Here is a 25,233-nt window from a genome sequence, read left to right on the forward strand (position 1 = left end):
GGAGTACACTAGTGTGTCGCGCCCGAAATTTTGGACATAATTTTGTACCATGATTTATGGCTCATCGTGGACCGGCGCCCGTGGAGATCGTGCTGTCGGATGACGACCGGGAGACCTTGGCGGTGTGGGCGAGGGGGGCGTCGCGGCGGGCCGAGCGGGCACGAATCGTGCTGGCCTGTGCCGAGCCGGGCGCCTCGAATGGGCAGGTAGCCCACGTGTTGGGGGTCACCGCGACGACGGTCGGGAAATGGCGGCGCAGGTTCGCGGAGTCCGGGCTGGCAGGGCTGGATGACAGCCCGCGGGCCGGCCGGCCGAAGGTCGGCCTGGAACTGTCGGACGCGGAGCGGGCGCAGGTGGAACGGTGGGTGCGGCGGGCGACGTCGGCGCAGGCCTTGGCCCTGCGGGCCAGGATCGTGCTGGCCTGTGCCGACGGCAGGGACAACCAGGGTCGTCGCGGTGGAGCTTGGTGTCGGCGAGCACATGGTCGCCCGCTGGCGTGGCCGGTTCACCAGCCGGCGGCTCGACGGCCTCCATGACGAGGACCGCCCCGGACGGCCGCCGTCGATCCTGCTGGACAAGGTCGAACAGGTCGTCACCGCGACCCTGGAGGAAATGCCGAGAAGCGCCACCCACTGGTCTCGGACCTCGATGGCCCGCCGCAGCGGTCTCAGCGCCTCAAGCGTCGGCCGGATCTGGAAGACATTCGACCTGAAGCCGCATCTCACCGACACTTTTAAGCTCAGCACCGACCCTTTGTTCGTGGAAAAGGTCGTGGACGTCGTCGGCCTTTACCACAATCCGCCGGAGAAGGCGGTGGTGCTCTGCGTGGACGAAAAATCCCAGGTCCAGGTCCAGGTCCAGGCCCTGGACCGGTCCCAGCCCGTGCTGCCGATGATGCCCGGCATGCCCGAGCGACGCACGCACGATTACGCCCGCCACGGCGTGACCAGCCTGTTCGCCGCGTTCAACATCGCCGACGGCACCGTCATCGGCGACCTGCACCGCCGCCACCGTCACCAGGAATGGCTCACATTCCTCCGTAAAATCGACAAGAACGTCCCCCGTGGGCTGGACATCCACATCGTCTGCGACAACTACGCCACCCACAAGACACCCGAGGTCAGTGATCATGCCGGCTTGCGCCGGCACTCTGTCCTGATGAGGATGTTGGTGCCGTCCGGTCCGACGTCGTCGCGCCTTGGTGCTGTGAGCCCGTAGGTCAGTGTGGCGCGGAGGTCCTGAGGAATCCTGTCCTGCTGCCGTGAGCGCGTACCTCAGAATCTTTGGTGACAGGTCCTCCCCGGGCGGTCTGTGCTGGTCACGGGTCGACGGGACGGAGGCGGTCTTTGATGGATGTGTTGATCGACCGGGTTGCCGGGTTGGATGTGCACCGGGACACGGTCGTGGCGGCGGTGCGGGTGCCGGGGCGTGGTGGCGGTCGTCGGGGGGAGGTGCGGACGTTCTCCACGACGGGCGCGGGGCTCGCGCGGTTGGCCGACTGGCTGACCACGGAACGGGTCTCGCTGGTCGGCATGGAATCCACGGGCATTTACTGGAAGCCCGTCTACTCCATGCTGGAGGATTCCTTCGAGTGCTGGCTGCTCAATGCGCAGCATATGCACAACGTGCCGGGTCGGAAAACGGATGTTGCCGACTCCCTGTGGATGGCGCAGTTGTTGGAGCACGGTCTGGTGCGGCCGTCGTTCGTGCCGCCGAAACCGATTCGGGCGCTGCGGGATCTGACCCGGCACCGGCGTACCACGGTGGAGGACCGTACCCGGGCGGTGCAGCGGCTGGAGAAGGTGATGCAGGACTGTGGGATCAAGCTGACGTCGGTGGCCTCGGAGCTGTTGGGGAAGTCCGGCCGGGTGATGATCGAGGCGATGCTCGCCGGGGAGGAGGACGTCGAGGTCCTGGCCGATCTCGCGCGGCGCCGGTTCCGTGCCAAGATCCCGCAGTTGCGGGAGGCGCTGGCGGGCCGGCCGTTGGCGGATCACCAGAAGCTGCTGGTCCGCCAGTTGCTCGCGCAGATCGACCTGTGTGACAGCGCGGTCACCGAGCTGGACGACCGGGTCGAGGTGATGCTCGCCCCTTTCTCGGAGCTGGTGGAGCGGGTGACGACGATCCCCGGGGTGGGCCGGCGGACGGCGCAGTGTCTGATCGCGGAGGCCGGGATGGACCTGACCCGGTTCCCGACCGCGGGGCATCTGGCGTCCTGGGCGGGGATCTGCCCGGGTAACCACTCGTCGGCCGGCACGTCGAAGACGGGCCGCACGCGTCAGGGCTCCACCTGGCTACGGACCGCGCTCACCGAGGCCGCCCACGCCGCCGCGATGACCCGCGACACCTACCTCGCCGCGCACTACGCCCAGATCCGGGGCCGCCGTGGCGTACAGAAAGCCGTCGGCGCGATCCGCCACGACATTCTCATCGCCTACTGGCACATCGTCCACGACAACACCGCCTACCGGGAACTCGGACCCGACTGGGCGCAGCGTCGACACGGCACCGACGCTCAGCGGAAACGGCTGGTCGCGCAACGGGAGAAACTCGGTCTCAAAGTCACCGTCGAACCCGAAGAAAAGGCCGCTTAGGCATTCAGGAACGCTCTCAGCGCCGTTTACGCAAGGTGAACCTCGTCGGGGTCGGGTACCCGGCGCGATGCCGCGCGTCCGGATCCGGGCTTTCCGTGGCCTCCTCGGACTTCGCGGTCACCGTGAGTGACTCGCGCCTCGGCCTTCGGCCTTCGGTGCGTCGGCGCGGGGCGCGTTCCAGCCCCTGCGTGGTCGCCCAATCCTCACCTCAGCCGTAGCGCCATAGCCGACGTCCTGACCAGGGTGTTCGTCCACTGCGCCACCGTCGGCGAGACCGTCGGTGAGGTCGTCACCCTCGCCGAGACGATCTCCACCTGGCGCGTCGAGATCACAGACGCCGTCCAACACGGCCTGTCGAACGCCAGCGCCGAAGGCGTCAACCGGCTGATCAAACTTGTCTACCGCGCCGCGTTCGGCCTGCGCAACGTCACCAACCAGCAACGCCGGGCCCGCTACGCCGCCTCCCGATCCACCCGACCAGCCTGGCCACACAGCGTCATCACCACCCAGGCGAGTCCCGTGATCTCCTGATTACAGTTTCCGGCCAACCGCGAAGAGCCGTAAAAATCCTCATCAAGCAGATCCGTGACTACATCACCCACTGGAACACCAACCCGGAACCGTTCGTCTGGACCGCGACCGCCAACGAGATCCTCGCCAAGGTCAGCCTGATCCAGGCCAATATCAAGAAATTGGTAGACAATAACGCAAAGTAAAGATGCTGGAATCACGGGACACTAGCGATTATGACGCCGACGATGAGGATGCGGCCGGGTGAGGTCGAGGTAGTGGTCACGGGGTCCTCGTGAGTGCGGCGGCGTCGATGGCCTGGTTGAGTTCGTCCCGCATGATCGTCAACGCGGCGACGAGGGTGCCTCGTTGACCGTCGGTGAGCCCAGTGGTGGTGATCGTTTCGAGTTGGCGCCAGGTCTCCCGGGCGACGGGGACGGCGCGCAGTCCCTTGGCGGTGAGCGAGACGACCATGGCTCGTTTGTCGGTCGGTGACGGCATGCGGGCGATGAGCTCGGCCCGCTCCATCGCCTGGAGGGTGTTGGTGACCGTGGAGCGGTCGCGACCCATGTAGTACACGAGGTCGGACTGGGCGAGCGAACCGTGCTCGTCGAGGTACATCAGCAGGATCTCGTGCGGTGGCACGAGGCCGACCCGCCGCAGCATCTCGGTGCCGAGCAGGGCGTGTGCGCGCAGCACCTGCAGCAGCAACGATCCCACCGGAGCTTCGTCGATGCTGGTGCCGCGGTGGCGAGACCGTCGGGTCACCCCGGGGTCGGGTTGCGGAGACGTTGGCACGCCGAGAAATCTATCAGCAAAATGTTGGCATGCCATCAAAACTCGAGTATAGATGTTGGCATGCCAACAGATGGCAAGGTGCCGTCGACCGGTGAACGGATCGACGGAGCGCTGGTGAAGCTCGGTGTGGTCCTGCTGATCGGGCGCTGGCCCCGCTTCTGGACACGACCATCGTGAGCGTCGCCATCGCCGATCTCGGCCGCGAGCTCGATGCGCCGGTGTCGAGCGTGCAGTGGGTCACCAGCGCTTACCTGCTGTCAATGGCATCGGTGATCCCGACGATGGGATGGCTGATCGACCGCTTCGGTTCCAGGCGGGTATGGATCGGTGCGCTGACTGTGTCCCTGACGGGATCAGTGCTGTGTGCGGCGGTGTGGTCGGTCGAGAGCCTGATCGCGTTCCGGGTGGTGCAGGGCCTCGGCGGCGGGCTCATCCTGCCGCTGGTGCAAGCGATCCTCGCCCAGGCCGCCGGACCGCTACGGTTCGGCCGGGTGATGAGCCTGGTGGCCATCCCCGGCCAGCTCGCCCCGATTCTCGGCCCGGTACTCGGCGGCGTGATCGTCGGCGGACTCGGGTGGCGGTGGATCTTCCTCGTCAACGTCCCGGTCTGCGCCCTCGTCCTCGTCCTCGTCCACCGGAGCCTGCCGCCGTCGGACCTACGCGCACGAAGCCGCCTCGACGCAGTCGGGCTGGCGCTGCTGGCCCTGCTCTCGTCGCGGTGCTGTACGGCCTGTCGAGGGCCGGCGAGGGCAATGAGTTCACCGGCGCCGGCGTTCTCGCCTGCCTCGCCACCGGCGCCGTGCTCACCGCCGGGTTCGTGGCCCATGCCCTGCGAAGCCGTGAGCACGCGCTCATCGACGTCCGGTTGTTCCGGTCACGCCCCTTCAGCGCATCGGCGGTGCTCATGTTCCTGTTCGGCATCTCCTTGTACGGGCCGATGCTTCTACTGCCGCTCCACTATCAGCAGGTCCGGGGCTACAACGTCGCCGACGTCGGTCTCCTGCTCGCCCCGCAGGGCATCAGCACGATGCTCACGCTGTGGCTCGCGGGACGCTGGAGCGATCGGATCGGGCCCCGCCGGGTCGCCCTCGCCGGGATCACGCTGTCGACGTTGGCGACTCTTGTCTTCGCCCAAGCCGGAACCGATACCCACGTCACGGTGCTCGCCGCCGCGCTCGTGATCCGCGGCGCGGGTCTGGGTGCCGCGGGGATCGTGGTCGCGAGTGCCAGTTACCGGGGCATCGCGCGGAGCGCCATCCTGCGGGCGACGAGCCTTCTCAACATCACCCAACGTCTTGGCGCGTCGTTCGGCACCGCCGTGCTCGCCGTCGTCCTCCAACGAGGCATCGTCACCCACCCAGCAGGTAGCGGCCCGAAGCACCTCGCCACCGCCTTCGGACACGCCTTCTGGTGGGCCCTCGCCTTCGCCGTGATCGCCGTCATCCCCGCGCTCGCCCTCCCCGCCCGACCGATGGCACCCACCGCCGTCGACATCGCCAGGGCCGACACCGAAGCAAGGAGCAGCACATGCGCGCCGTGATCGCCCACCACCCGGGCCCGCCCGATGTCCTGCAGGTCGTCGACCTCCCCGACCCCGAACCGGCGGCGGGCCAGGTGCTCGTCGCCGTCGAGGTCGCCGCGATCACCTTCATCGACACGCAGCTGCGGGCCGGCGCATCCCCCCGCCCGCTCGCACCCGACACCTTCCCCCTCGTGCTTGGCAACGGCGTCGGCGGCACCGTCCTCGCCCTCGGCGACGACGTCGACCCCGCCTGGCTCGACACTCAGGTCGTCACCTCCACCGGCGGCCGCGGCGGCTACGCCACCCGAGCCCTCGCCACCGCCAGCGATCTCCACCGCCTCCCCGCCGCAGTGGACCTACCCACGGCGGTCGCGCTCCTGGCCGATGGACGCACCGCGCTCGGACTCGCCCGAGCCGCCCGCATCCGGTCCGGCGACACCGTCGCCGTGACCGCCGCAGCCGGCGGCGTCGGCAGCCTCCTCGTACAGCTCGCCCGCAACGCCGGTGCCCGAGTCGTCGCACTCGCCGGCGCCGACCGCAAGCTCGACCACGCCCGCAGCCTCGGCGCCGACACCACGATCAACTACCGGCGCCCCGACTGGCCCGAACACCTCACCGCCGCCGCTCCCGACGGGCTCGACGTCATCTTCGACGGCGTCGGCGGCCCCACCAGTCGGCACCTCGTCGACCACATCGCTCCAGGAGGCCGCTACCTGCCCCACGGCGCCGCCAGCGGCATATGGGGCGACATCGACGAAGACCTCGTCACCGCCCGCAACGCCACCATCATCCCCCTCACCGAGATCAGCAGCGGCCCCGACGATCTGTACCAGCTTGTCGAACAGGCACTCCACCACGCCGCACGCGGCGCGATCCGACCCGCCATCGGCCAGACATACCCCCTCGACCAGGCCGCCCTCGCGCACACCGCCATCGAAGCCCGCACCGCGCTCGGCAAGACGCTCCTCACCCCATGACTGTGGGACGGAAGCTCGCGACCGGTTCCGACCGAGTAAGTTCAGCAGGATTCCGAGCGCCCTTTCGGTGAGCGAGGCACGGGTGGAGCCGCGACGCCCACAGCCGCCCGTAAGCCCGATTCGGCCGCTCCGCGATGGATGGGCGAGCCGTCGCCGACCCGCGCACCGCGACGAGACGAACCCGTAGCCACCCGAGCATCGGGGCGCCGCGGTCAGCAGGAGGAGGACGCCATACCGAGCCGCTTCTCAGCAATTTGTCCTATGGGACAAATCAGAGACATCTCTTTGAGAAATGGCTATTTCTTTTGAGAAGCTACCAAATCCTATTTGGTTGGTTGAGTCGCTCCGGCGATGTCCGCCGTCTCGGCGTTCCGCCAGTCATGATCGATGGATGCGTCGACGTGCCATCCGCCCACCGGTTCCCATCTCTTCAGTTCACCGGGTTCCGGTTCCCACCGGAGGTGAAGCGTGCTGGCGGTCCGCTGGTACCTGCGCTATGCCCTGTCCTATCGGGACGCCGAGGAGCTCCTTGCCGAGCGCGGCCTGATCGTGGACCACGTGACCGTCTACCGGTGGGTGCAGCGGTTCACCCCGCTGCTGATCGACACTGCTCGGCCCTGCCGGCACACTCCCGGGGACAGGTGGTTCGTCGACGAGACCTATGTGAAGGTCTCCGGCCGGTGGATCTACCTGTACCGGGCGATCGACCAGTGCGGGCAGGTCATCGACGTCCTTGCCGGTGAGCATCGGGATCTGGCCGCGGCCCGGCGGTTCTTCACCCGGGCCCTGTCCCATGGCCGCCGGCAGGTCGAGGTGACCACCGACCAGGCGGCGGCCTACCCACGGACACAGCTGACTATTATGCCGACAGCCACGCCGTCACTTCACCCCAGGTCACAGGCCCAGGCCGACTTCCGGCACCTACAGGTACGATCCGATAAGTAGCGAAGCATATCATCGGCGTATCCGCTATAGCGGTGTAGCCGATGCAGTGAGCGATCCACAGCCGTGATCACATACGGGGGCTTGGGAAAACATCGGAGCGAAAACGTCCGCCCGTGAGTCTGCCGGTGTCGGCCATTCCCCACCGGGCGATCATCATGATCCGTCCGGCGGTGTCGACCTTCCGGACCCGCCTGCGGTCGGCGATGTAGAGGTTTGGCCGGCCGCGTCGATCGCCAGCTTAGATCGACAGGCCGAACCCCCAGCCGGGCCCCACCTGTCGTTGGACGTTTCCGTTCTGATGTTCCAGCCAAGCGCCTACCGTTTTGGTGATTTTAACCACTTCGCCTGAAGCGTGGCGAGGAAGCTTTCGCACGTTTCAATACCATTCGTTTGTGGTGATCGTGACAGCCTATATTCGATACACGATTCTCTGTGTCGGGCCAGACGTTCGGGCGCGTGTCCGCTGTCGTGTCCTGACGCACGTCCTGACCAGGCAGTCGTGGCCGTCGGATCGGGCCGGAGGTGGACTGTCTTATGTCTGAAGACACCGAGCCGCTGGCCATTGGCGCCGGCAGGAACCTGTTGCCGTGGGACGGCGACCGGGGACCTGGCCAGCTACCGGCCACGGTGGTGGTGGATCAGCAGCCCCGTCACCGGCGGCATGCGCGGTCGGCTGGCCGCGGCACGAGCGTGGTGTTCAGGACCGGCGTTGGCGTGTGCATGCTGGGTGTCCTTCTGGGTATCGTTGTTGTGCTGGGAAATGATCATTCGGCTGCTGAGACAGATCCGTCGGTGGCCGACACGGGGTCCATGAACCGCGAACGCCAGCCTGCGACATCATCCGAGGCCATGTCACCGGCTGCGGTCTCGACCACAGATCCGACCTCGTTCGGTGGTGTCATCCCGGCTGCTACTCCTGCGGCCACCCCGACGGTGGCCCGGACCGTGCAGCCGATAGTCGCCTCAAGCCCGGCCGCCGCGCCGGTCACGCCGACCCGCTTGTCCGGGGCAACACCGGTCATCACGACGCTGCCCCCGTCGGCCACCCCGTCGGCCACCCCGTCGGCTGGACGTAGCTGTTGGGTGGTAGGGAAGCTGTGCTCTGGTTTTTGATAATCGTTATTGTGTTTGCACTGGGTCTGTTGCGTTATGGGAAAGCAAGACATGGCGGACCCTGCCCGAATGTTGATCAGACCACCAGGGCGAGCTCGGTGAAGGCAGCCGACACCCGCAGATGCGGGTCGGCCTCGACGCCGAATTCATAGTGGCCACGGCGGAGGATGTCGATGACCTACCCATCCTGGTCGACCGCGCGGTACAGGTAGATTCACCGGCCGGGACCTTCACATACGTCTCCTCGACAAACCACCGATCCTCAGGAATGCGCCGGCAGGGCCGGACTGCGTCGATCAGTAGCGGAGTGAACCGCTGCACCCACCGGTAGACAGTCGCATGGCCGACGACGAGGCCGCATTCGGCCAAGAGGAGATCGACGAGTATGTGTTCGTGCGTTCGGAGAGCACACCGGTCGTGCGACGCCATTGACGTAGCCATCAACGTCAGTCACGGCAGATCAAGAAGGGAAGCGCCGGGCTCCTGCGTGTGAGGCTCCAGAACCCCGATTTGGGTGTTGACCTGCGCGTTTGGCTGCGGGACGGGGCTTGCGTCGGGCAGGCTGGACGGTCATGGTGTGGTCCCTGCTCTACAGCTTGACGCGTAACGCTTTCGGGGTGATGCACGCTCCGCGTGCGCGGCGACACCGCGAAGGGGGTCGGCTGCCTTCACCGAGCTCGCTCTGGCGATCTGATCAGTAGCCCGCCAGGGCGAGCCATGTTCTGCTTCCGCATAATGCAACAGACCCCTCCTGACCGGACTGATGAAAACGGTGCTCGAGATGCGTGGGCGAGTCGCATCCATCGTAGAGCTCCGGGAGCGGCATGGAGGCAACTCAGCGTGAGCCACAGTGGACGCATGAGGAGCTGGTCTGAGCCCTCACGTGGACGCTTTTCGTTGGGGGACGACCACCGTGCCCGGACCGGGACACGGGATCGGCCTGTCGCTCGCACGGATCTCGTCGGGACCACGGGAGGCAGACCGACCCTCACGGACATTGATTTGACGAGGTTCACCCTGCTGCTCTCTTATCCGTGACAGGCCACGTTTCGGATCACCGGGCGTCATGCTGTGCCGAGCGAGACAGTGGCTTCCTCCGCTGTTTCACCTGCCGCCGCCGCGCCTCGACAATGAGAACGACGAGGACCGCCAGGAGAATCATGGATGAGCCAGCGGTGCCGTATCCGAGTCCGCCCTTGACCGTGGGCTTGGTGAAGAAGTCGCCCAGCGTGGCACCCATCGGACGGGTCAACACGAAGGCCATCCAGAACAGGAGCGTATTCGGAACGCGACGGTGGTACCTGGCGGACGCGATAAGGAGCAGCAGACTCCAGATCAGAATGGCTCCGCCGGCATAGCCCAGGCCCGAACTGTCGGACAGGAAATCGCCCAGCGAAGTACCCAACGTGTTGGAGACGAGAATCGCTGTCCAGTACAGCATCTCACCCTTAAAGGTCACAATTCTTGTGACATCGAAGGAATGACCGGAGTATCGCCACACCATGAACACCAGGAGCAGTATGGTGACGAGAACCAGGGCGCCCCTGGTATAGCCGAGCCCGGCTGTCCGGTTCATAAAATCTGATATCGTTGTGCCGGCCATGCTTGTGGTTAGGATGGCTGTCCAGTAAAGTCCGGGATGGAGACTATCTGCGCGCACCTGCGTCACGAGACTGATCATGAAAAGGCCAATAAAGATCATAGAGCTTACCGCGTAGCCGACCTTCAGTGTCTGGGAAAGAAGATCTCCGCCCGTTTCGCCTAGAGTGGTCGCGACAATTTTTGTGATCCAGAAGAATAGCGTAATTTGAGGGATCTTGTTCGGGCCCGATTCGTGCCGCGGGTGTCCTACCCGCGGCGGTCGCGTCATGTCGCAGGCCACCTGCGAACTCTGGCTCTCCTGACCGCTACTGGGCGGTTGCTGTTGGATCGGCAGTCGGACCGCAGACCTATTATCTCCGCGATCCGGCCGGGCCGTACCTGATGATTCTATCCCCACGGTACACACTCCATTCTATCCGCCGACAAAAAATCCCGAGGCGGGCTACTGCCTGCCGTCGAGTACTCGGACTTTTGCCGTAGGACATGAGGATAGGGGTCTCAAATGTGAAGAACATGAAGCTAGATCGGCGCCGGTGTCGCTATATCCACTCATCGTTTGCGAGAACGTGCAAGCATGAATCGGAACCGTGTTGAAGAATACCTCGACGACTGCACCTCCGAGCGCCGGCCCGCCGCACGGATGGGAAGAGCAGGCCAGGATTTCCTGCGCCTCAGGACGGTCATCCGACCGCGCCCGTTCCACGGGGATCCAGCCGGCGTTCGGCGGCAGGGTGGCATTGTTCTGTGAATGCGCATCGAGCTGGGCGAGGCGGAGTTGTTGGAAGCCGGCGCCGGCGACTTTCTCGCCAAACAATTCTCCTACGTTGTCCGGTAGGTGACTGCGGGCGCTGCTGTGCCGTGGTGGGGGAGCGGCCAGTCGTACTGACGGCCGGCTATCTCCCGCTTGACCCCGCGTCGCACCGTTCCCGGCCAGTAAGTCGCCGATCGAGCTGACACCACGGCAATTTCCTGCTGGAGTTCCTGATACGTCGCCCCGGAGAGGTGACCTCCAGATGCGAGACAGTGCGGACATGCCCGTGCCTGGGTCGGACCTCCTCGTCGTAGAGGTCCGGCGTGGCTCTCACATGCCCTTCACACGTTCAGTGTGATGTTCTGTCAGCGGTCCCACATTTCGAGCTCGCATCCGACGGATCGCCCGTCGCGGCCGGCACATGGCCTCGACAGATGATCATCGAGCTCATGTCGCCTCCCAGAAAGAGCATCGATGCCGCCCTCGTCGTACCGTCAGATCCATGGCCGTGAGCCCCTCGCTCCCAAGGTTCCGGAGATCACGGCGTTGTTCTGGGCCGTCAAGATTCTGACTACCGGCATGGGCGAGGCGACTGCAGACTACCTTGCAGATGTCAACCTGCTGCTCGCGGGGGCAACCGGCCTCATCGGCTTCGTCGGTGCGCTCTGGGTGCAGTTCCGGGTGCGGCGTTATCACGCACCCATCTACTGGTTCGCCGTGATGATGGTGGCGGTCTTCGGCACCATGGCCGCGGATGGGCCGCCGATCGGGCACATCGGCTCGACGATCTTCTACGTTCTAGTCCTCATCACGGTGTTCTATCTGTGGAACCGCAGTGAGGGAACGCTGTCGATCCACAGCATCGTGACCCGCCGTCGGGAGACCTACTACTGGGCCACGGTGCTCGCGACCTTCGCTCTCGGCACCGCCCTTGGAGACCTTACAGCGAGCACGCTGCACCTCGGCTTCCTGCCGTCGGGCATCATGTTCGCAGCGATCATCGTTGTGCCGGCGGTCGCCTGGTGGCGATTCGGGCTGAACGAGGTTGCCGCTTTCTGGCTCGCCTACATCGTCACACGGCCGCTGGGCGCCTCCTTCGCCGACTGGCTCGGCAAACCGCACGCCCGCAGCGGAGTCGGCTTCGGCGATGGACCGGTCAGCGGTATCGCCACGATCATGATTATTGTTCTCGTCGGCTATGTTGCCGTCACCCGCAAGGGCATCCAGCGCAGTGACGTCCGGCCTTCGGCGATTCCGGATCCGTTTCGTCAGCCCATTCCTCAGCCGACGCGTCCAGTACAGCTCGACTGACACCGTTCAACAGGCCAGCCGGCACCTCCGTTCACATCGACCTCACATGCATGGTCTTCTACCGTCCTGTTCGTCCGGTTCAGATCGGATCGCCAGTCAGCGCCGCGCCCGTCCTACGCGAGGCCGGGATCGAGCGGGTGGTGGCCTCGAGCCATGGGCACGAGGTGGGTTGGTCGCAGCTGCCCGGCGGTCGGTCGCTCGTCCGCGCTGTCGGCTCACGGGTCGATGTGCTGACCTTCCTCACTGATTTCACCCGGTGCCGGCTGCTCACGGTTGTACCGCCGGGTACCCGACTGGCGCGGCTCACCGGCGGTGTCGACACCGAACGGTTCCGGCCCGGAGCCGGTGGGGAGGAGATCCGCCGTGATCTCGGATGGTCGGATCGACCGATCGTGATCTGCGTGGCTCGCCTGGCGGAGCGCAAGGGCCAGGACATGCTCATCCGTGGCTGGCCTGCGGTCCGGCAACGCCATCCGCACGCCCGGCTACTCCTCGTCGGGAGCAGGCCCGCCGGCGACCGGCTTTGCCGCCTGGTGCGGATGGGAGCGGCCGACAGCGTGCGTTTAACTGGAGCGGTCCCCGATCGGGTCCTCCCGGCGTACCTCGACACCGCGGACGTGTTCGCGATGCCGTCCCGTACCCGGCTGTTCGGCTTGGACCTTGAGGGTCTCGGGCTGTCCGCGCTGGAGGCGGCGGCGAGCGGCCTGCCCGTCATCATCCTCCTGCGGGAAGCGGTGGCTGCGGTCGGCCTCGACGCCACCGCGGGGATGGTCACGCATCTGGCGGTGCTGCTGGCGCTCGTGGCGGGCGGGTTCCTGCGGTTGAGCGGTCCGCCCCGCGAACCCGTTGCAACGGTGGCTATGGTGGTGGTCGGGATGTTCCTGATCGGCTGGCTGTCGGCCCCCGTTCCGGCGAGCGTTCCACCGGGTTCGGACGCGCGTCACGACGCAGTTTCGGATGCTGTCGGGGATCGTCCGAGCGCCGAACCGGGCGGCGCTGCTGTGGGGCGGCTCGGCGGCGATCCCGTTGCTGCACGCCGCCACCTTGTGGTTCGTGGTGCAGGCGCTGCACCTACCTATGGGGGCCGGCTCGGTGTTCGCTGTGTACTTCGCGGCCAGCGCCGCATCCGCCCTGGTGCCCTCCCCGGGCTGCTTCGGATCGCTCGACGCGGCACTCACCGCGGCGATCGTGGCAGTCAGCCACCGCGGCTGTTGCCGCGGTACTCGGATACAGGTTGATCACGGTGTGGCTGCCGATGGCGCCCTCGGCCTGTGTTCTGGCCGCCTTGGTGCGCCGCGGCCATCTCTGGCCCTGGGGGCTCCGCCGCGCCCTGCGGGAGGCGGCGGTCGACGCCCGGCTCGACACCGTCCGCGGGCCCGGGCCCGGCCTGTCGCTCGCTCGAGATCTCGCCGGGACCGCGGGAGGCAGACCGACCCCCACGGACATCGATCCGATGAGGTTCACCCTGTTGCTTCCCTACCCGTGACAGGTGGCTTTCGGGTGGACCCGAGCGTCCTGCCGTGCCAAGCGGGGTTGCGGCTTCCTCCCGCTGTTTCCCCTTCGCGAGGCCAGCCACGCGAGCACCATGCCGAGGCCCGGGCAGGTGCTCACGAGCGGGCGGACTGGCCGGGCGTGATTCGCGTGAGGAGTGAGCCGAGCGGGGGCAGGGCCGTGCAGGCAAGGGCGGTGACCAGGAGCCATCCGGCGGCGACGTCGGTGGGCCAGTGCATCCCGAGGTAGACGCGGCTGGTTCCGACGGCGAGTGCCCACGTCGCGGGTACCACGACGGCCGCGACCCGGGTGGAGCGCCGTCGACTGCGGCGGGTGAGGGCTGCGGCGAGGCCGACGGCGACGAGGGCGGAGGTGCTGGTGTGCCCCGACGGCAGCGCGGGGCCGGAGGCGTGCCAGGCCCAGTCCGACGCGGGTGGGCGTGCGCGGTCCACGGCGACGGCCAGCGAGGTCCGGAGCAGCTGCCCCACGGTCAGGACCACGATCCCGACCGCCGCACCGCGCCACCACCTCCGTCCGGGCACCGCGACGGCGCCCGCCGCCGCGGCCAGGGCGTAGGCGCAGGCGCCGCTCCCGGTGGTGGTGATCGCGATCGCGGCGTCCGTCACCGTGGGGCTGCGGTGGTCGAGCGCCCAGCGGTGGACGTTGACATCCAACGAGAACGGGGTGCCGTGCCGGCCGACGACCGCGGCCATGAGCGCCGCCAGCAGGAGCCCTGCCATGGCGGCGGTGACGTGAGGCAGGCGTGGGCACGGGCACTCGTCTCGGTCGTCGTCGGGGTGACTCGGACTGTGCGTCAAGCGTTCAGCGCCCAGGTGGCCAGCAGTCCGAACAGCGCTACGCCGACGACGACGCGGTACGCGACGAACGCGTCGAAGGTGTGCCCGGCGACGTACTTCAGGAGCCAGGCGATCGAGGCGTAGGCGACGGCGAACGACACCAGCGTGCCGACGGCGAGGGGCAGCACGGAGACGCCGCCGCCGACGGCGTCCTTCAGCTCGTACAGTCCAGCGCCGGTCAGCGCCGGGATGGACAGGAAGAACGACAGCCGGGTGGCCGCCACCCGGTCGAGGTCGCGGAGAAGGGCGGTGGACATGGTGGCGCCGGAACGCGAGAACCCGGGGAACAGCAGGGCCAGGATCTGCGACGAACCGACGACGATGGCATCGGGAAGGGATACGTCGTTCTCGCCGCGTTTGTGGCGGCCGAACCTGTCGGCGAACCACATCAGCGCGCTGCCGGCGAGCAGTGAGCCGGCGACGACCCACGGCGACGCCAGCGGTCCGTCGATCAGTGGTTTGGCGGCGAGTCCCACGAGGACGACGGGAACGGTCGCGTAGATGACCCACCAGGTGAAGGTGCAGTCATGATTCTGTCTGGCTTCGGGGTTGGCCAGGCCGCGTGCCCAGGCGGTGGCGAAACGGCGGATATCGGAGAAGAAGAACACCAGGACGGCCGCGATCGCGCCGACCTGAATGACCGCAGTGAAGCCGACGACGGCGCTGTCGTCGACCGGTATCCCCATTATGCCTTCGGTGATTTTCAGGTGGCCGGTCGATGAGATCGGGAGGAACTCGGTCACCCCCTCGACGATGCCGAGAACGACGGCCTGTCCGACGCTGATCGCGCTCATGTGATCGAAATCCTTGAGTGATCCAGGGGTGGCGGCAAGCTCGCACGGTCGAGTACTGAAGGCTGTGCGGCTTGAGCTCCAACCCATCGGCGCTGTGCAGCGCTCGCCACCGATTCCAGCCTGAGTTGACGAACAGGACGGTAGAACGCCGTGTATGTGAGGACCGTGTGAACGAAGGGCAGCCCCGCCGTGGGACTCGCGGTTGATCGGCAGCGGCGTCGTCGTGATGGTGACAGTCCGAAGCGCCGCCGAGGATCTCAGCCGCTTCGCCCGCACGGCAGCACCGGCATCCGGCCGCGCTGTTCCGTGAGCTGATGACGGGTGAGTCCCGTCGGCTGTCACGCCGTCACTGTGGCGGGAAGGGCAGGTCCGGCCACGGTCAGTCGCACTCGGGTGCCGATGTCCGGTAGCCGTGTTCCTGGGACCCGTGCGGTGAGGAGCAGGTGGACCTGTCGAGTCGAAGGTGGACGGTCGCGTCGTGTCCGAAGTACCGGACCGCTGTGATCTGGCCGAGGGCTCCGTCGCCGACGTCCGTGGCTGCAAGACGGATCTGTTCCGGCCTGATGAGAACACACGTGTTGCCCTGTTCGGAGCCGGTGGGAACGGTGAGTTCGCCGAGCTCGGATCGGGCGTGCTGCCCGCTGATGACGGCCGGCACGAGGACCGCCGCGCAGACGAAGGCCGCGACGGTCGGGCTGCTGGGCGAGGTGTAGATCTCCTGCGGAGAGCCGGCCTGCGCGATGCGGCCGGCAGTCATGACGGCCACCTGGTCGGCCAGAGACAATGCCTCGCTCTGGTTGTGGGTGACGGCAGCGTGGTGGTCTGGTTGGCGCGCAACGCGTCGATGACGGAGCGGGCGGTACTCAGGCGCAGTCCAGCGTCCAACGAGGAGAACGGCTCGTCGAGCAGCACCGGGGATGGACGTGGGCGAGCGCGCGGGCCAGCGCGACCCGCTGCTGCTGCTCACCGGAAAGCTTGTACGGGAACCGGCGGAGCAGTCCTGCATCCAGATCGACAAGATCGAGAAGTTCCGCGACGCGCCGCCCGGAGTGACGTTCGGCGCCTGACAGGCCGAACCCGATGTTGGCCGCGATGTTCAGGTGTGGAAACAAAGCGCCTTCCTGTGACACGTATCCAACCCGCCGCCGCTGCGCAGGAATGCTGCGTCCGGGACCGAACAGCAGCTCGGCATCGAAGATGATCATTCTGCCGTCTGGGTCGCCGAATCTGGCCACCAGCCGCAGCAGCGTGGTCTTACCGCGACCCGACGGACCCAGCATGGCTGTGATAACGCCGTCTGGCACCAGCAGATCGATTCCGGCCAGCGCCGCCGCTTCGTCGTTCGTCACGTCCACGGCGGCTGAGCATCAGTGACCACGGGTGCCCATCAGGCGACGGAGTCGTCCTGCGAGCGGTTCGGAATGCGGGGCGGGCTCCGGATCGATCGGGATCGGGCTGGGCGCACCGAGCAGGTAGGCGAGGGTGACCGCCGCGACCGTCTCCGCCGCGAGCAGACCGACCAGGATGACGATCTGGAACCGGGCGGCCGCGGCCGGGCTCGCACCGCCGAGCAGCGCCCCGGCGAACGCTCCGGGCAGGCTCACCAGACCGACGGTACGGGTCTGGTCGAGGGCGGGTACCAGCGCCTCGGTGATCGCCGCGCGGGCGATCGGTGCGCATGCCTGGCGCGGCGTCGCACCGATCGCGAGCCACGCCTCAACCTCGTCGCGGCGGTGCCGGAATCCGTCGGCCAGCCGGCGTCCGACCAGCGTGCACGCCGTCATCGTGCCGCCGAAGATGCTGCCCGAAAGCGCGATGAGATAGCGCGTCGACGGGTCGATGATTGGCACGGCAAACACGATGCCCAGTGTCACCGCACCGCCGGCGACACAGGACGTCAGAACCGCCGACCCAGCTCGCGGAAAGGTCTTCAGCCGGCTGGTCGCAGTCAACGCGGCGGCGCCGAGCATCGCGATCAGCACCGCCACCGCGGCGGCGGGCGCGGCGAACACACCGCGCAGCGCCAGGCCGACCAAGGCGAGTTGCGCGACAGCGCGCGCCACCGCGGTCACGACCGGCACGACCCGGCCGGCGCGCGCCCACAGCAGGAACCCGACCGTGACGGCGAGCAGGCAGCCCAGACCGATGATCAGATGTGTGTCCGCCACCGGTCAGACCCTTGTTGATCGTGGGTCAGCTTCCCGCGTGATCCGCGGCGGCGACGATGTGAGGACTGTGTGAGCGTCGTGGGTCAGGCGCCGAACCACCCCGATCCGGTCGCGGGCAGGAGGATCGCGACGACCGCGCCGCCCTCGGGATGGTTTGCGATGGCGGAGGAGCCGCCGTGGGACCGGCTGATCGCCTCGACGATCGCGAGTCCGAGCCCGGTTCCGCCGTCCTGGCGGGCGCGGGCGTCGTCCGCCCGGCGGAAGCGCTCGAATGCGTGCGGCAGGAACTCGACCGGCAGTCCGCGTCCGCGGTCGCGTACCTCGACCTCGACCGCCGGCCCCGCGATTCCCGTCCTGGTACCGGCGCGAACCCACTGGGCCCGGATGTCAACCACGGTATCCTCCGGCGCGTGCCGGATCGCGTTGGTCAGCATATTGTCGACCGCCTGCCGGAGCTGATCGGTGTTTCCGGAGATCGTCAGGCAGGTGTCGACATCGAGTACCAGGCGTACGCCAGCGGCCTCCGCTTGGCCGTTGGCAGCGCGCACGGCCCGGCTGAGCACGTCCGGGAGCGACACACGCTCATGGGTGACAGGCACGCCACCATCCATCCGTGCGAGCGCGAGCAGCGCCTCGGCAAGCCGGATGACACGTTCAGTTTCCTCGGAGGCGTTCGCAACGGCCTCGGCCAGCTCGTCGCGCGAGCGGCTCGGACGGGACGCCAGCTCCAGCTCGGCCTTCAGAATCGTCAGCGGAGTGCGCAGCTCGTGGCCGGCGTCCGCGATGAAGGCACGGTCGAGCCTGCGCGCAGCGTGGAGCCGCGCCAGGAGGTCGTTCATCGTCTCCGCCAGTGCCGCGATCTCATCGCGAGTGCCGGGTACCTCGAGCCGCGCGCTCCCGTCGACACTACCGGCGGTGGTACCCAGGTCGGAGACGCCGATGGCGGCGGCCTGCCGGCGCATCCGCTCGACTGGACGCAGGGCCGCGCCTGACAGAAACCACGCTGCGAGCCCCGACAAGGCGATGGTGGGGGCAGTCGCGACCAGCATGACGTTGCGGATGCGATCCTCGGCGTCGTCCGGGATGTAGTTCGGGAGCAGTAGATAGAAAAGCAGACCGGCAAGCGCCAACACGATCGACGTGCCGAGCGCGAACAGGAGTGACAGACGGACCCGCAGCGGCACGGCCGTCAGTCTCGCTTCGGCTCAGCCGCCACCGCGAGCCGGTACCCGACGCCACGAACGGTATCGATCGCCGAGACGCCCGCGGGCTCGCTCAACTTCCTGCGCAGATATCGCACGTATTGGTCGACCACGTTCGAGGTGCCGTCATAGGCGAAGTCCCAGACGTGTTCGAGGATGTAGGTCCGGGTGAGCACCTCACCGGCATGTCGCATCAGGAGTTCGAGCAGCGCGAATTCCTTGGGCGACAGTTCCATCTCCCGGTCGCCGTGCATCACGCATCGCGAAGCCGGGTCCAGCTGGAGAGCGCCCACTCGCAGCGTCGGCGGTCGTTCGTGTGCACCGCGGCGGATAAGTGCCCGAAGACGCGCCGACAGCTCGCCGAAACTGAAAGGTTTCGCAAGGTAGTCGTCCGCGCCCACATTCAGCCCGCGGATACGGTCCTTGACGTCTCCGCGGGCCGTCAACATGAGGATAGGCGACCATCGCCGGGCCATACGCAGCCGTCGGCAGACCTCGAAGCCGTCGATACCGGGCAGCATCAGATCGAGGATGATCGCGTCGTAGGCGACCTCGGTCGCCTGCCAGACCGCCTCGACGCCATCGCCGACATGGTCGACGGCGTAGCCCTCCTCGGCGAGACCACGGTGCAGGAGCGCGGCCATCCGCACCTCATCCTCCACCACCAGCACGCGCATACTGCAAACGCTATCCGCACCATCGTGTGAGGACGATGTGAACGAGCTACGTCCCGCTCGTGCGAATCTCTGACCCCGGAGGCTATCTCCATGAGGTGGCGATCTCCGTATGCCTTCATTTGTCCTGAGAAGTCCTCCTCGCCAAAAGGGGTTCCGGCTCGTGCACAGGGGTCTGCTGCGGGTCTGACGCCACTATGGTCGTCAAGCCGCTGGACCGACCAGCCCCCAGGACGGGCCGGGTGGCTGCAGGTCTACACGCAATGCCACTTAGCCTAATTTGATCAAGCTGCTGCCTGGGGTTTTACGGGATTGGCGAGCCTGATCGTGGGTGGGGCGGGGTGGCGGGTGCCGCGCTGGCCGGGTTTCTTGACGGGGAAGCGGCTCGGGGCGGCGCGTCGCACGACGTGGGGGTAGGTGCGTTCGCGGTGTTCGTTGAGCTTCGTGGGGCGGGTGATCTCTGTGATGATCTGGTCGAGGGCGTGGCGCTGCTGATCAGGGGGAAAAGGCCGGCGGGTCGGAGACCTGCCGGCGGATGACTCTCACGGTGCGTTTGAACTTGACCCGGTCGGGGTCGATCCCGGCGGCGGTCGCGGCCGTGCAGATCAGGGCGGCGATCGCGTGGTGGGTGAGCAGGTAGCCCCAGATCTCCTGGTAGACCCCGCCGGGTGACTTCGAGCGCAGGACCTTGCCGGGGCCGCGCAGGTAGGTCTTGACCCGCCGGTTCGCGGTTTCGTGTTCCCAGCGCTGGTGATAGGCCGTGGCCAGGGCGGTGGCCGTGGCCTCGCCGGGGTCGAGGATGGTGGTGATCAGGGCGATCGGTTCGCCGTTACCGTCGCCGTCACGGTCGGGGACGTCGTACTCGACGACCCGGACCAGGTGGGCTTTCGTCGGGTCGAGGGGTTCGCCTGTCCTGGCCCGGTGTCAGCCGCGAGCCGGGTGAGGAACTGCGTCAACAGCGCACCGATTCCCTCCCGTCCCGACATGTGCCGCCCGATCACCTGATCGACCCTGCTCCCCGGTAAGGGCAGCAGGGCCTTGGGGACCTCGATGCCCACGGACGAGATCGGCCCCTGTCCGGTCCATATCTCATACGGCCGTGAGGAGTCGTTGGTGTGGAAGTCGAACGGCCGATAAGAATTCTCCTGCCGGCCCCACGAGGCCACTGCCTCGTCCCGAAGCATGAGGGATACGTGGTAGACCTCCGGGTCGGATTGCCGGATCAGCCGCGGCGTCCGCAAGAAGACCAACTGCTCGAAGGTCGCGGGCCATACCGAGACAGCCCCTAATCCGATCAACCGCTGGTGTGCCCGGAAGTTCGCAGCACGCTCACAGTCCAGCCGCATGGGCGCGTGCGTACGGCTTATACATGCACGCCAGGCGTCGAACCGTTCCATCGCCGGTAGCTCCTCGCTGTGGAACACGGTCTCGGACAGCATGCTCCCTCAACTCCCGAAATCGCCGCTACCGGTCCTTTGGCCGACAGCCCTGGGCCTGAACGCACCGAACGGTTTGGGGTGTTTACCGGTGTGGCGAACACGAAGACGCCCTCCGAGCTTCAGAAGATGGAAGTTCCTGACGCTTCCACCAGCCAACCCGAGAGGGCGTCCTGCACGTGCGATTGTTACATGCCACCGCGAAAACGTACGCCCGTTTCGATGATTCGAACTTGGTCGTCGTGCGCCGGCCTGGTTCTGATCATGCGGATAGACGTACCAAAAGGTGCCCGAGATGTCCCTATAAAGGTACCCCCGGATGTCCCCGCACGCGAGAATTTCGGGCTCTTGCGATAGATCCGTGGGTGGCTGATCGAGGATCATGTGGCTCGGCCCGGGAGAGTGACGTCCAAGCCGCCGCAGGCCAGCGTCGCCCTGGCGATCAGCGCTTCGGGTTCCCGGTAGCCGCAGGCACCCCGGGTGAGTAGGCGCAGGCGGGTGTTGGTCGCCCAGGGGAACATGCCTTTCCCTGGTGGAGATTTACCGGCATGACCATCGCTCACCAGGTCTCAGCCCGGATGCACCGAACGATTTCCGATGATCGCTTTTTTGGATCTTTCTGGTGTTGTGCGTTGCAGATCTGATGATGATGGTGGTGTTTGCGAGCATGAAGGTAGGGCCATTTCATAGTCGATAGGCCGGATCGATCATTTCTGGCTGTGGCCGAAACATGGCCTGACCTGGACGGATACCGGCGGCACACCGGAGGCGGATGCGTCGACGTGCTGTCCGTCCACCGGGTCCCGGTCTCAGAATTCACCGGGTTCCGTTTCCTGCCCGAGGGAAAGCGTGCTGGCGGTCCGCCCGGTCGAGGTGACCACCGACCAGGCTGCGGCCTACCCAAGGATCCTCGACGAGCTGCTGCACGACGCCTGTCATATCGACGCGTGGTGGGCGAACAGCCGGATCGAGTGATCACAGCCAGTTGAAAGCCCGGCTGCGGCCGATGCGTGGGCTGAAACGCTTCCGCTCCACCCAAGTAGTCGGCGCCGGGCACGCCTTCGTGCGGAACGTCCGCCGTGGCCACTACGAACTCGGCGTCGAGGCCGACCCACATCTGCGGGTGTCGGCTGCCTTCACCGAGCTCACCCTGGTGGTCTGATCAATATTCAGGCAGGGTCCGCCATATCTTGCTTTCCCATAACGCAACAGACCCGCATGACCCGAACCCGGTATCTGGCACCTACAGGTTCGGGGCGAATGGTTTTTATGCACTATGACTATGGATCAGTTATGAAATAACAAACGCACGCTCGGGGGCGTCTTCGCAGGTCACGGGCCTGCGGGAAGCGCGAGATGCGCAGGTTATTTGATTCCGACTACTATGGGCGATCATGTCGGTTTCTAAACCCGTTTCAACGAGCACCGCACGTCCCGCCGGGAACAGATATCCTCGGCGGGACGTGCGGTTTTCATGTGCGGTCAGGTAAGCGTCCGATCCCCGGCCCGACCCGAGCTGACACCCGACCTCAATTCAACTTCCTGACCGGAAATCGAGGTTAGGTGACTGGGTCTGCCAGGTTCCGGCGGCGGTGGATCTGGAAGCTGGTTCCGCCGATGAGCAGCATGGCCAGTGCACCGACCGCGACGTTGGCCGGTATGAGCGGGACGGGGGCGAGATCGGCGGCGTTGCAGACCGAGGTCGCGACCGTGACGTTCTGGGCACTGCCGAGCAGCGAGATCACCAGCGCGTCGATGGTGAGGGTGCCGTCACCGGCGGTGCTCTGCCGGTTGAGGGTCAGGGTGGCGACGCCGGGGATACCGACGACGGTGTTGGGCGCCGGGTTCGCGGCCAGACCGGTGGGGACACCGAGAACGGTGAAGGCCGCGTTGGTCAAGCCAGCGGTTCCGCTGACGGTGCTGGTGTTCGGGTCGAAGGCACAGCTTGAGGTGACGGTCCCGGCGCTGAGGCTGGCGATCGCGGACAGGGTGACGGCGAGGTTGTCCACGGACGAGCTGGCGTTGACGTTGCCCGCGGCGGTGTTGACCGCGCCGGTGCTGAGCAGTCCGGGGACGCCGATGTTGACGAGGCTGTTCGGGGAGCTGCCGGGGAAGGTGCTGACTGCGAACGGCCCGGCGACGATCGTTCCGGTGGCCTGCAGACCGATCGCTGTGTTCGGGGGAGCAGCGACGGCCGGGGATGCGGCCGCGAGCGCGAGCCCGGCGGCGAGAGTGAATGCTCCGGCGACCCGGGTGGCGCGCTTTGTCCTGAGTTTCATGAGATCTCTTTCTTCGCCGTGCGGAGGCAGGCGAGGTGATGGTGATCTGAGCGGGAAAACTGAGTAGTTCAGGGCCACACAGGGATCAGGTGGCCGCACTGTCGGGCAAAAACTCGGCGTTACGCCGAGTTTTTGCCCAGTCGCGGCGTCGGCGGAGGATACGCCCGAACGCTCGCCAGGAGGTGATGTAGAAGGTGATCATAAAAGCGGCGTAAGCGAAACCCAGGGCCAGCCCACGCATCATTCCGAGCTGCGGTTCGCAGCGGCGTACGTAGATCGGCCCCCAGGCGACGAACGGGCCGAGCCCGAACACAATATAAACGAGGAATAGCAGCCATCCTTCTCCGGCGAACCAGCCGGTCATGGTGTCGGGATACGCGGCGAAGTTGTAGATGAGAACGCCGACCGGAACGGGGTAGACCAGGGTTCCGACGAGTTGGAGCCAGGGTTGGAGCAGGTAGTAGGCGGCTTCCAGCGCGCCGATCGTGGGAACGTGGCGGGAGGACCACAGCTTCGGCAGATAGCTGCCGCACTGCATGGTTCCCTGACCCCAGCGGGTCCGCTGCGTCAGCAGCCGGCGAAAGTCGGGGAGGCCTTCCTGGTCGACGAGGGTATCGTCGGTGTATTCGTTGCGGTGCCCGGTGAGGAGCAGGTGCAGGGAGAGTTCGTAGTCTTCTAGTAACGCACCGTGCCAGGGTCGGCCGAACGCGGCGCGGACGTCGTCGAGCGCGGACAGCCGGCTGAACTGGCCGTTGCCGCCGAGACCGACGGTGCGGGTGCGTCGCCGGTTCATCTGGATCGCGGAGATCGCCGCGCGGAACTCCAGATCCTGCAGGCGGACCAGGGTCCGGCCGAACGCGTTCGCGTACCGGCCCCGGTGCGGGAACGGGCGGCGTTCGTCCCGGTTGACCATCCGGACGCAGACCTGGACCGAGCTGACGTCCGGGTCGCCGAACAGGTGGCCGGCCGCGCACACGTCCAGGCAGTCGGCGGCCGGCCTGCCGTCCGCGTCGACCACACCGACGATCACCCGATCGCGGTCGGCGCCGGCGGGGAGCCAGGCGTCGAGTTGCCGGTAGGCGGCGTTGAGCGCCTCTCCTTTCCCGGTGCGGGCGTCGGGCAACCTGCGGGAGACGACGTGGACATGGTCGTCGCGGGCGACGTCTGCCACGATCTGCCCGGTGGTGTCGGTGCTGGCGTCGTCGATGACCCAGACGTGCGCGGTCGGGAACGAGCCACGCAAGTAGCCGATGGTGGTACTGATGACCTTCTCCTCGTCCCGGGCAGGGACGAAGAAATGCCAGCTGTAGCCGGCCGCGTCCCCGGGAGTGCGGCGCCGGCAGCGCAGGAACGGGACGACGATGACCAGCACGTAGGTGAGGAAGGTGACGCTCATGACCAGCGCGATCGCCTGCGCGGCGCCGACCCCCAACAGCAGCCGGTCGCTGGTCATGCCGCCGCCCGTTGCCGGTGGGTCCGTCCGGTGCTCAGCACGGCGACGAGCAGGGTGAGGCTGGCACCGATGAACACGATGCTGACGACGGTCCCGAGGACGAGGTGGCCCCACTCGTAGCCGGTGTGGAAACCCAGCTCGGAGATCAGGTAGGCGATCAGTCCGATCCGCAGCTGGTTCCCCACAACCAGCAGGAACGCGGCTGCCCCCACCGCTGCGAGCACGCGCTGGGGGGTCATCCGCCGCCCCAACAGCATCGCTCCGCCGATGAGGAACACCGGTGCGATCAGCAGCGTCGAGCTGCACTCCGGGGTGATCGTGAGACCGAATGCGTCCGGGCGACCGAGCCCGAAGTACACGATCGGTGCCCGCAATGCTGCCAGTGTCGGGGTTCCCAGCCCGAACAGCCGGGCGGCGCCCACGGCTTCCAGGTGCCGCAGCTGGTATTGGTAGGCCAGCAGCACGGCCAGGACGAACAGGAACAGAATCGTGCCGGCTCCTCGGGTGAGCCGGGACGAGCCGTGCGGCAGGACGCTGCTGAGGGCCGACGATGGTCCGGGGGGACCGGCGGTGCGCGCGGACATCAGGAGGCCCGGTCCGCCTGGCGCAGGTGAACGATCCGTAGCAGCGCGATCCCGGCGACGAGCAGAGTGATCGCCACAAGGAGCAACATGCCGGTATACAGGCCGGTGAACGGCAGCGTCTGGGCCGCCCCGGTCACGGTCCCGCTGCCACCCGGCGGGGTGCCGCCGACAC

General features: G+C 66.8%; 19 protein-coding genes and 8 pseudogenes. 12 read left to right on the plus strand and 15 right to left on the minus strand.

The features are described 5' to 3' along the window. Positions 1 to 56: 56 nt before the first annotated feature. The 3 genes and pseudogenes from CV1CTNOD_RS27530 to CV1CTNOD_RS01320 all read left to right on the plus strand — a co-directional run. Positions 57 to 1,182: pseudogene (locus CV1CTNOD_RS27530) on the plus strand (IS630 family transposase); the annotation flags it as partial. A gap of 167 nt (positions 1,183 to 1,349) precedes the next feature. Then, positions 1,350 to 2,594 carry an IS110 family transposase gene (locus CV1CTNOD_RS01315; protein ID WP_131784383.1) on the plus strand — a complete coding sequence of 415 codons (1,245 nt, stop codon included), beginning with the start codon at positions 1,350 to 1,352 and terminating at the stop codon, positions 2,592 to 2,594. Between the two features lie 126 nt (positions 2,595 to 2,720). After that, on the plus strand, positions 2,721 to 3,125 hold the full coding sequence (locus tag CV1CTNOD_RS01320; protein ID WP_242606269.1) for a transposase: 405 nt from the start codon (positions 2,721 to 2,723) through the stop codon (positions 3,123 to 3,125). 261 nt (positions 3,126 to 3,386) lie between these two features. On the opposite strand, the gene CV1CTNOD_RS01330 is transcribed toward CV1CTNOD_RS01320, so the two are convergent. Then, positions 3,387 to 3,824, minus strand: coding sequence for a MarR family winged helix-turn-helix transcriptional regulator (locus CV1CTNOD_RS01330; protein ID WP_165485259.1), 438 nt, complete (start codon positions 3,822 to 3,824; stop codon positions 3,387 to 3,389). Positions 3,825 to 4,120: 296 nt separating this feature from the next. Between CV1CTNOD_RS01330 and CV1CTNOD_RS27535 the strand changes: the two are divergent. The 4 genes and pseudogenes from CV1CTNOD_RS27535 to CV1CTNOD_RS01345 all read left to right on the plus strand — a co-directional run. After that, a pseudogene (locus tag CV1CTNOD_RS27535) lies at positions 4,121 to 4,474 on the plus strand (MFS transporter); the annotation flags it as partial. 146 nt (positions 4,475 to 4,620) lie between these two features. Further along, complete coding sequence (locus CV1CTNOD_RS27215; protein ID WP_207386097.1) at positions 4,621 to 5,442, plus strand: MFS transporter; 822 nt, start codon at positions 4,621 to 4,623, stop codon at positions 5,440 to 5,442. Continuing rightward, positions 5,430 to 6,401 (plus strand): zinc-binding dehydrogenase, encoded by a 972-nt coding sequence (locus CV1CTNOD_RS01340; protein WP_131784385.1) that lies wholly within the window; start codon positions 5,430 to 5,432, stop codon positions 6,399 to 6,401. Before CV1CTNOD_RS27215 ends, CV1CTNOD_RS01340 begins: the two co-directional genes overlap by 13 nt. 391 nt (positions 6,402 to 6,792) lie before the next feature. Then, a pseudogene (locus CV1CTNOD_RS01345) lies at positions 6,793 to 7,251 on the plus strand (IS6 family transposase); the annotation flags it as partial. Between the two features lie 859 nt (positions 7,252 to 8,110). Here CV1CTNOD_RS01345 and CV1CTNOD_RS01350 read toward each other — a convergent pair. From CV1CTNOD_RS01350 to CV1CTNOD_RS01365, 3 genes and pseudogenes are all read right to left on the minus strand, one after another. Continuing rightward, on the minus strand, positions 8,111 to 8,404 hold the full coding sequence (locus tag CV1CTNOD_RS01350; protein ID WP_207386098.1) for a hypothetical protein: 294 nt from the start codon (positions 8,402 to 8,404) through the stop codon (positions 8,111 to 8,113). Positions 8,405 to 8,640: 236 nt separating this feature from the next. After that, positions 8,641 to 8,840, minus strand: a pseudogene (locus tag CV1CTNOD_RS28045) (DDE-type integrase/transposase/recombinase); the annotation flags it as partial. 673 nt (positions 8,841 to 9,513) lie between these two features. Continuing rightward, positions 9,514 to 10,329 carry a COG4705 family protein gene (locus CV1CTNOD_RS01365; RefSeq protein ID WP_131784387.1) on the minus strand — a complete coding sequence of 272 codons (816 nt, stop codon included), beginning with the start codon at positions 10,327 to 10,329 and terminating at the stop codon, positions 9,514 to 9,516. 957 nt (positions 10,330 to 11,286) lie between these two features. Here CV1CTNOD_RS01365 and CV1CTNOD_RS01370 point away from each other — a divergent pair. The 4 genes and pseudogenes from CV1CTNOD_RS01370 to CV1CTNOD_RS25235 all read left to right on the plus strand — a co-directional run bounded on the left by CV1CTNOD_RS01370 (position 11,287) and on the right by CV1CTNOD_RS25235 (position 13,609). Then, a complete protein-coding gene (locus tag CV1CTNOD_RS01370) occupies positions 11,287 to 12,123 on the plus strand; it encodes a COG4705 family protein (protein WP_131784388.1) in 837 nt (278 codons plus the stop codon). Positions 12,124 to 12,173: 50 nt separating this feature from the next. Continuing rightward, a pseudogene (locus CV1CTNOD_RS26110) lies at positions 12,174 to 12,797 on the plus strand (glycosyltransferase family 4 protein); the annotation flags it as partial. 283 nt (positions 12,798 to 13,080) lie between these two features. Continuing rightward, a pseudogene (locus CV1CTNOD_RS26115) lies at positions 13,081 to 13,260 on the plus strand (lysylphosphatidylglycerol synthase transmembrane domain-containing protein); the annotation flags it as partial. Between the two features lie 106 nt (positions 13,261 to 13,366). Next, positions 13,367 to 13,609 carry a hypothetical protein gene (locus tag CV1CTNOD_RS25235; RefSeq protein WP_207386100.1) on the plus strand — a complete coding sequence of 81 codons (243 nt, stop codon included), beginning with the start codon at positions 13,367 to 13,369 and terminating at the stop codon, positions 13,607 to 13,609. A gap of 121 nt (positions 13,610 to 13,730) precedes the next feature. Here CV1CTNOD_RS25235 and CV1CTNOD_RS01380 read toward each other — a convergent pair whose 3' ends face one another. The 8 genes and pseudogenes from CV1CTNOD_RS01380 to CV1CTNOD_RS24300 form a co-directional block, all read right to left on the minus strand. Next, entirely contained in the window at positions 13,731 to 14,432 is a 702-nt protein-coding gene (locus tag CV1CTNOD_RS01380) for a phosphatase PAP2 family protein (protein ID WP_347402872.1), read from the minus strand. Further along, positions 14,429 to 15,265, minus strand: a complete 837-nt coding sequence (locus tag CV1CTNOD_RS01385; RefSeq protein ID WP_131784389.1) for an undecaprenyl-diphosphate phosphatase — start codon at positions 15,263 to 15,265, stop codon at positions 14,429 to 14,431. The genes CV1CTNOD_RS01380 and CV1CTNOD_RS01385 overlap by 4 nt, the downstream gene beginning before the upstream one ends. A 338-nt stretch (positions 15,266 to 15,603) precedes the next feature. Then, positions 15,604 to 16,620 (minus strand): annotated as a pseudogene (locus CV1CTNOD_RS27540) (ABC transporter ATP-binding protein). Between the two features lie 12 nt (positions 16,621 to 16,632). Continuing rightward, positions 16,633 to 17,433 (minus strand): ABC transporter permease, encoded by an 801-nt coding sequence (locus CV1CTNOD_RS01395; protein ID WP_131784390.1) that lies wholly within the window; start codon positions 17,431 to 17,433, stop codon positions 16,633 to 16,635. An 83-nt stretch (positions 17,434 to 17,516) separates the two neighbouring features. Beyond that, a complete protein-coding gene (locus CV1CTNOD_RS01400; protein ID WP_242606272.1) occupies positions 17,517 to 18,617 on the minus strand; it encodes a sensor histidine kinase in 1,101 nt (366 codons plus the stop codon). A gap of 5 nt (positions 18,618 to 18,622) precedes the next feature. Continuing rightward, positions 18,623 to 19,312 (minus strand): response regulator transcription factor, encoded by a 690-nt coding sequence (locus tag CV1CTNOD_RS01405; protein ID WP_131784391.1) that lies wholly within the window; start codon positions 19,310 to 19,312, stop codon positions 18,623 to 18,625. A gap of 806 nt (positions 19,313 to 20,118) precedes the next feature. After that, positions 20,119 to 20,748, minus strand: coding sequence for a cupin domain-containing protein (locus CV1CTNOD_RS01415; RefSeq protein ID WP_242606273.1), 630 nt, complete (start codon positions 20,746 to 20,748; stop codon positions 20,119 to 20,121). A 377-nt stretch (positions 20,749 to 21,125) separates the two neighbouring features. Continuing rightward, positions 21,126 to 21,266: a hypothetical protein gene (locus CV1CTNOD_RS24300; protein ID WP_165485261.1), complete on the minus strand. Its 141-nt coding sequence runs from the start codon at positions 21,264 to 21,266 to the stop codon at positions 21,126 to 21,128. Positions 21,267 to 21,606: 340 nt separating this feature from the next. On the opposite strand from CV1CTNOD_RS24300, the pseudogene CV1CTNOD_RS01425 reads away from it, so the two are divergent. Continuing rightward, positions 21,607 to 21,907 (plus strand): annotated as a pseudogene (locus tag CV1CTNOD_RS01425) (DDE-type integrase/transposase/recombinase); the annotation flags it as partial. A gap of 397 nt (positions 21,908 to 22,304) precedes the next feature. Here CV1CTNOD_RS01425 and CV1CTNOD_RS01430 read toward each other — a convergent pair. The 3 genes from CV1CTNOD_RS01430 to CV1CTNOD_RS01440 form a co-directional block, all read right to left on the minus strand. Further along, positions 22,305 to 23,024, minus strand: a complete 720-nt coding sequence (locus CV1CTNOD_RS01430) for a choice-of-anchor P family protein (RefSeq protein WP_207386101.1) — start codon at positions 23,022 to 23,024, stop codon at positions 22,305 to 22,307. 85 nt (positions 23,025 to 23,109) lie between these two features. Next, a complete protein-coding gene (locus tag CV1CTNOD_RS01435) occupies positions 23,110 to 24,477 on the minus strand; it encodes a glycosyltransferase family 2 protein (protein ID WP_131784393.1) in 1,368 nt (455 codons plus the stop codon). Beyond that, positions 24,474 to 25,061 carry an exosortase/archaeosortase family protein gene (locus tag CV1CTNOD_RS01440; RefSeq protein WP_131784394.1) on the minus strand — a complete coding sequence of 196 codons (588 nt, stop codon included), beginning with the start codon at positions 25,059 to 25,061 and terminating at the stop codon, positions 24,474 to 24,476. The genes CV1CTNOD_RS01435 and CV1CTNOD_RS01440 overlap by 4 nt, the downstream gene beginning before the upstream one ends. Positions 25,062 to 25,233 lie beyond the last annotated feature (172 nt).

Source organism: Protofrankia symbiont of Coriaria ruscifolia (assembly GCF_900634745.1).
Classification (GTDB): domain Bacteria; phylum Actinomycetota; class Actinomycetes; order Frankiales; family Frankiaceae; genus Protofrankia; species Protofrankia californiensis.

What these genes read in the sequence shown, in the direction of transcription:
- CV1CTNOD_RS01405 (WP_131784391.1), bottom strand. Translation starts at nt 19,312, where the DNA reads ATGCGCGTGCTGGTGGTGGAGGATGAGGTGCGGATGGCCGCGCTCCTG.
- CV1CTNOD_RS01365 (WP_131784387.1), bottom strand. Translation starts at nt 10,329, where the DNA reads ATGACGCGACCGCCGCGGGTAGGACACCCGCGGCACGAATCGGGCCCG.
- CV1CTNOD_RS24300 (WP_165485261.1), bottom strand. Translation starts at nt 21,266, where the DNA reads ATGTTCCCCTGGGCGACCAACACCCGCCTGCGCCTACTCACCCGGGGT.
- CV1CTNOD_RS01370 (WP_131784388.1), top strand. Translation starts at nt 11,287, where the DNA reads ATGCCGCCCTCGTCGTACCGTCAGATCCATGGCCGTGAGCCCCTCGCT.
- CV1CTNOD_RS01315 (WP_131784383.1), top strand. Translation starts at nt 1,350, where the DNA reads ATGGATGTGTTGATCGACCGGGTTGCCGGGTTGGATGTGCACCGGGAC.
- CV1CTNOD_RS01435 (WP_131784393.1), bottom strand. Translation starts at nt 24,477, where the DNA reads ATGACCAGCGACCGGCTGCTGTTGGGGGTCGGCGCCGCGCAGGCGATC.
- CV1CTNOD_RS01385 (WP_131784389.1), bottom strand. Translation starts at nt 15,265, where the DNA reads ATGAGCGCGATCAGCGTCGGACAGGCCGTCGTTCTCGGCATCGTCGAG.
- CV1CTNOD_RS01440 (WP_131784394.1), bottom strand. Translation starts at nt 25,061, where the DNA reads ATGTCCGCGCGCACCGCCGGTCCCCCCGGACCATCGTCGGCCCTCAGC.
- CV1CTNOD_RS01430 (WP_207386101.1), bottom strand. Translation starts at nt 23,024, where the DNA reads ATGAAACTCAGGACAAAGCGCGCCACCCGGGTCGCCGGAGCATTCACT.
- CV1CTNOD_RS01340 (WP_131784385.1), top strand. Translation starts at nt 5,430, where the DNA reads ATGCGCGCCGTGATCGCCCACCACCCGGGCCCGCCCGATGTCCTGCAG.
- CV1CTNOD_RS01415 (WP_242606273.1), bottom strand. Translation starts at nt 20,748, where the DNA reads ATGCTGTCCGAGACCGTGTTCCACAGCGAGGAGCTACCGGCGATGGAA.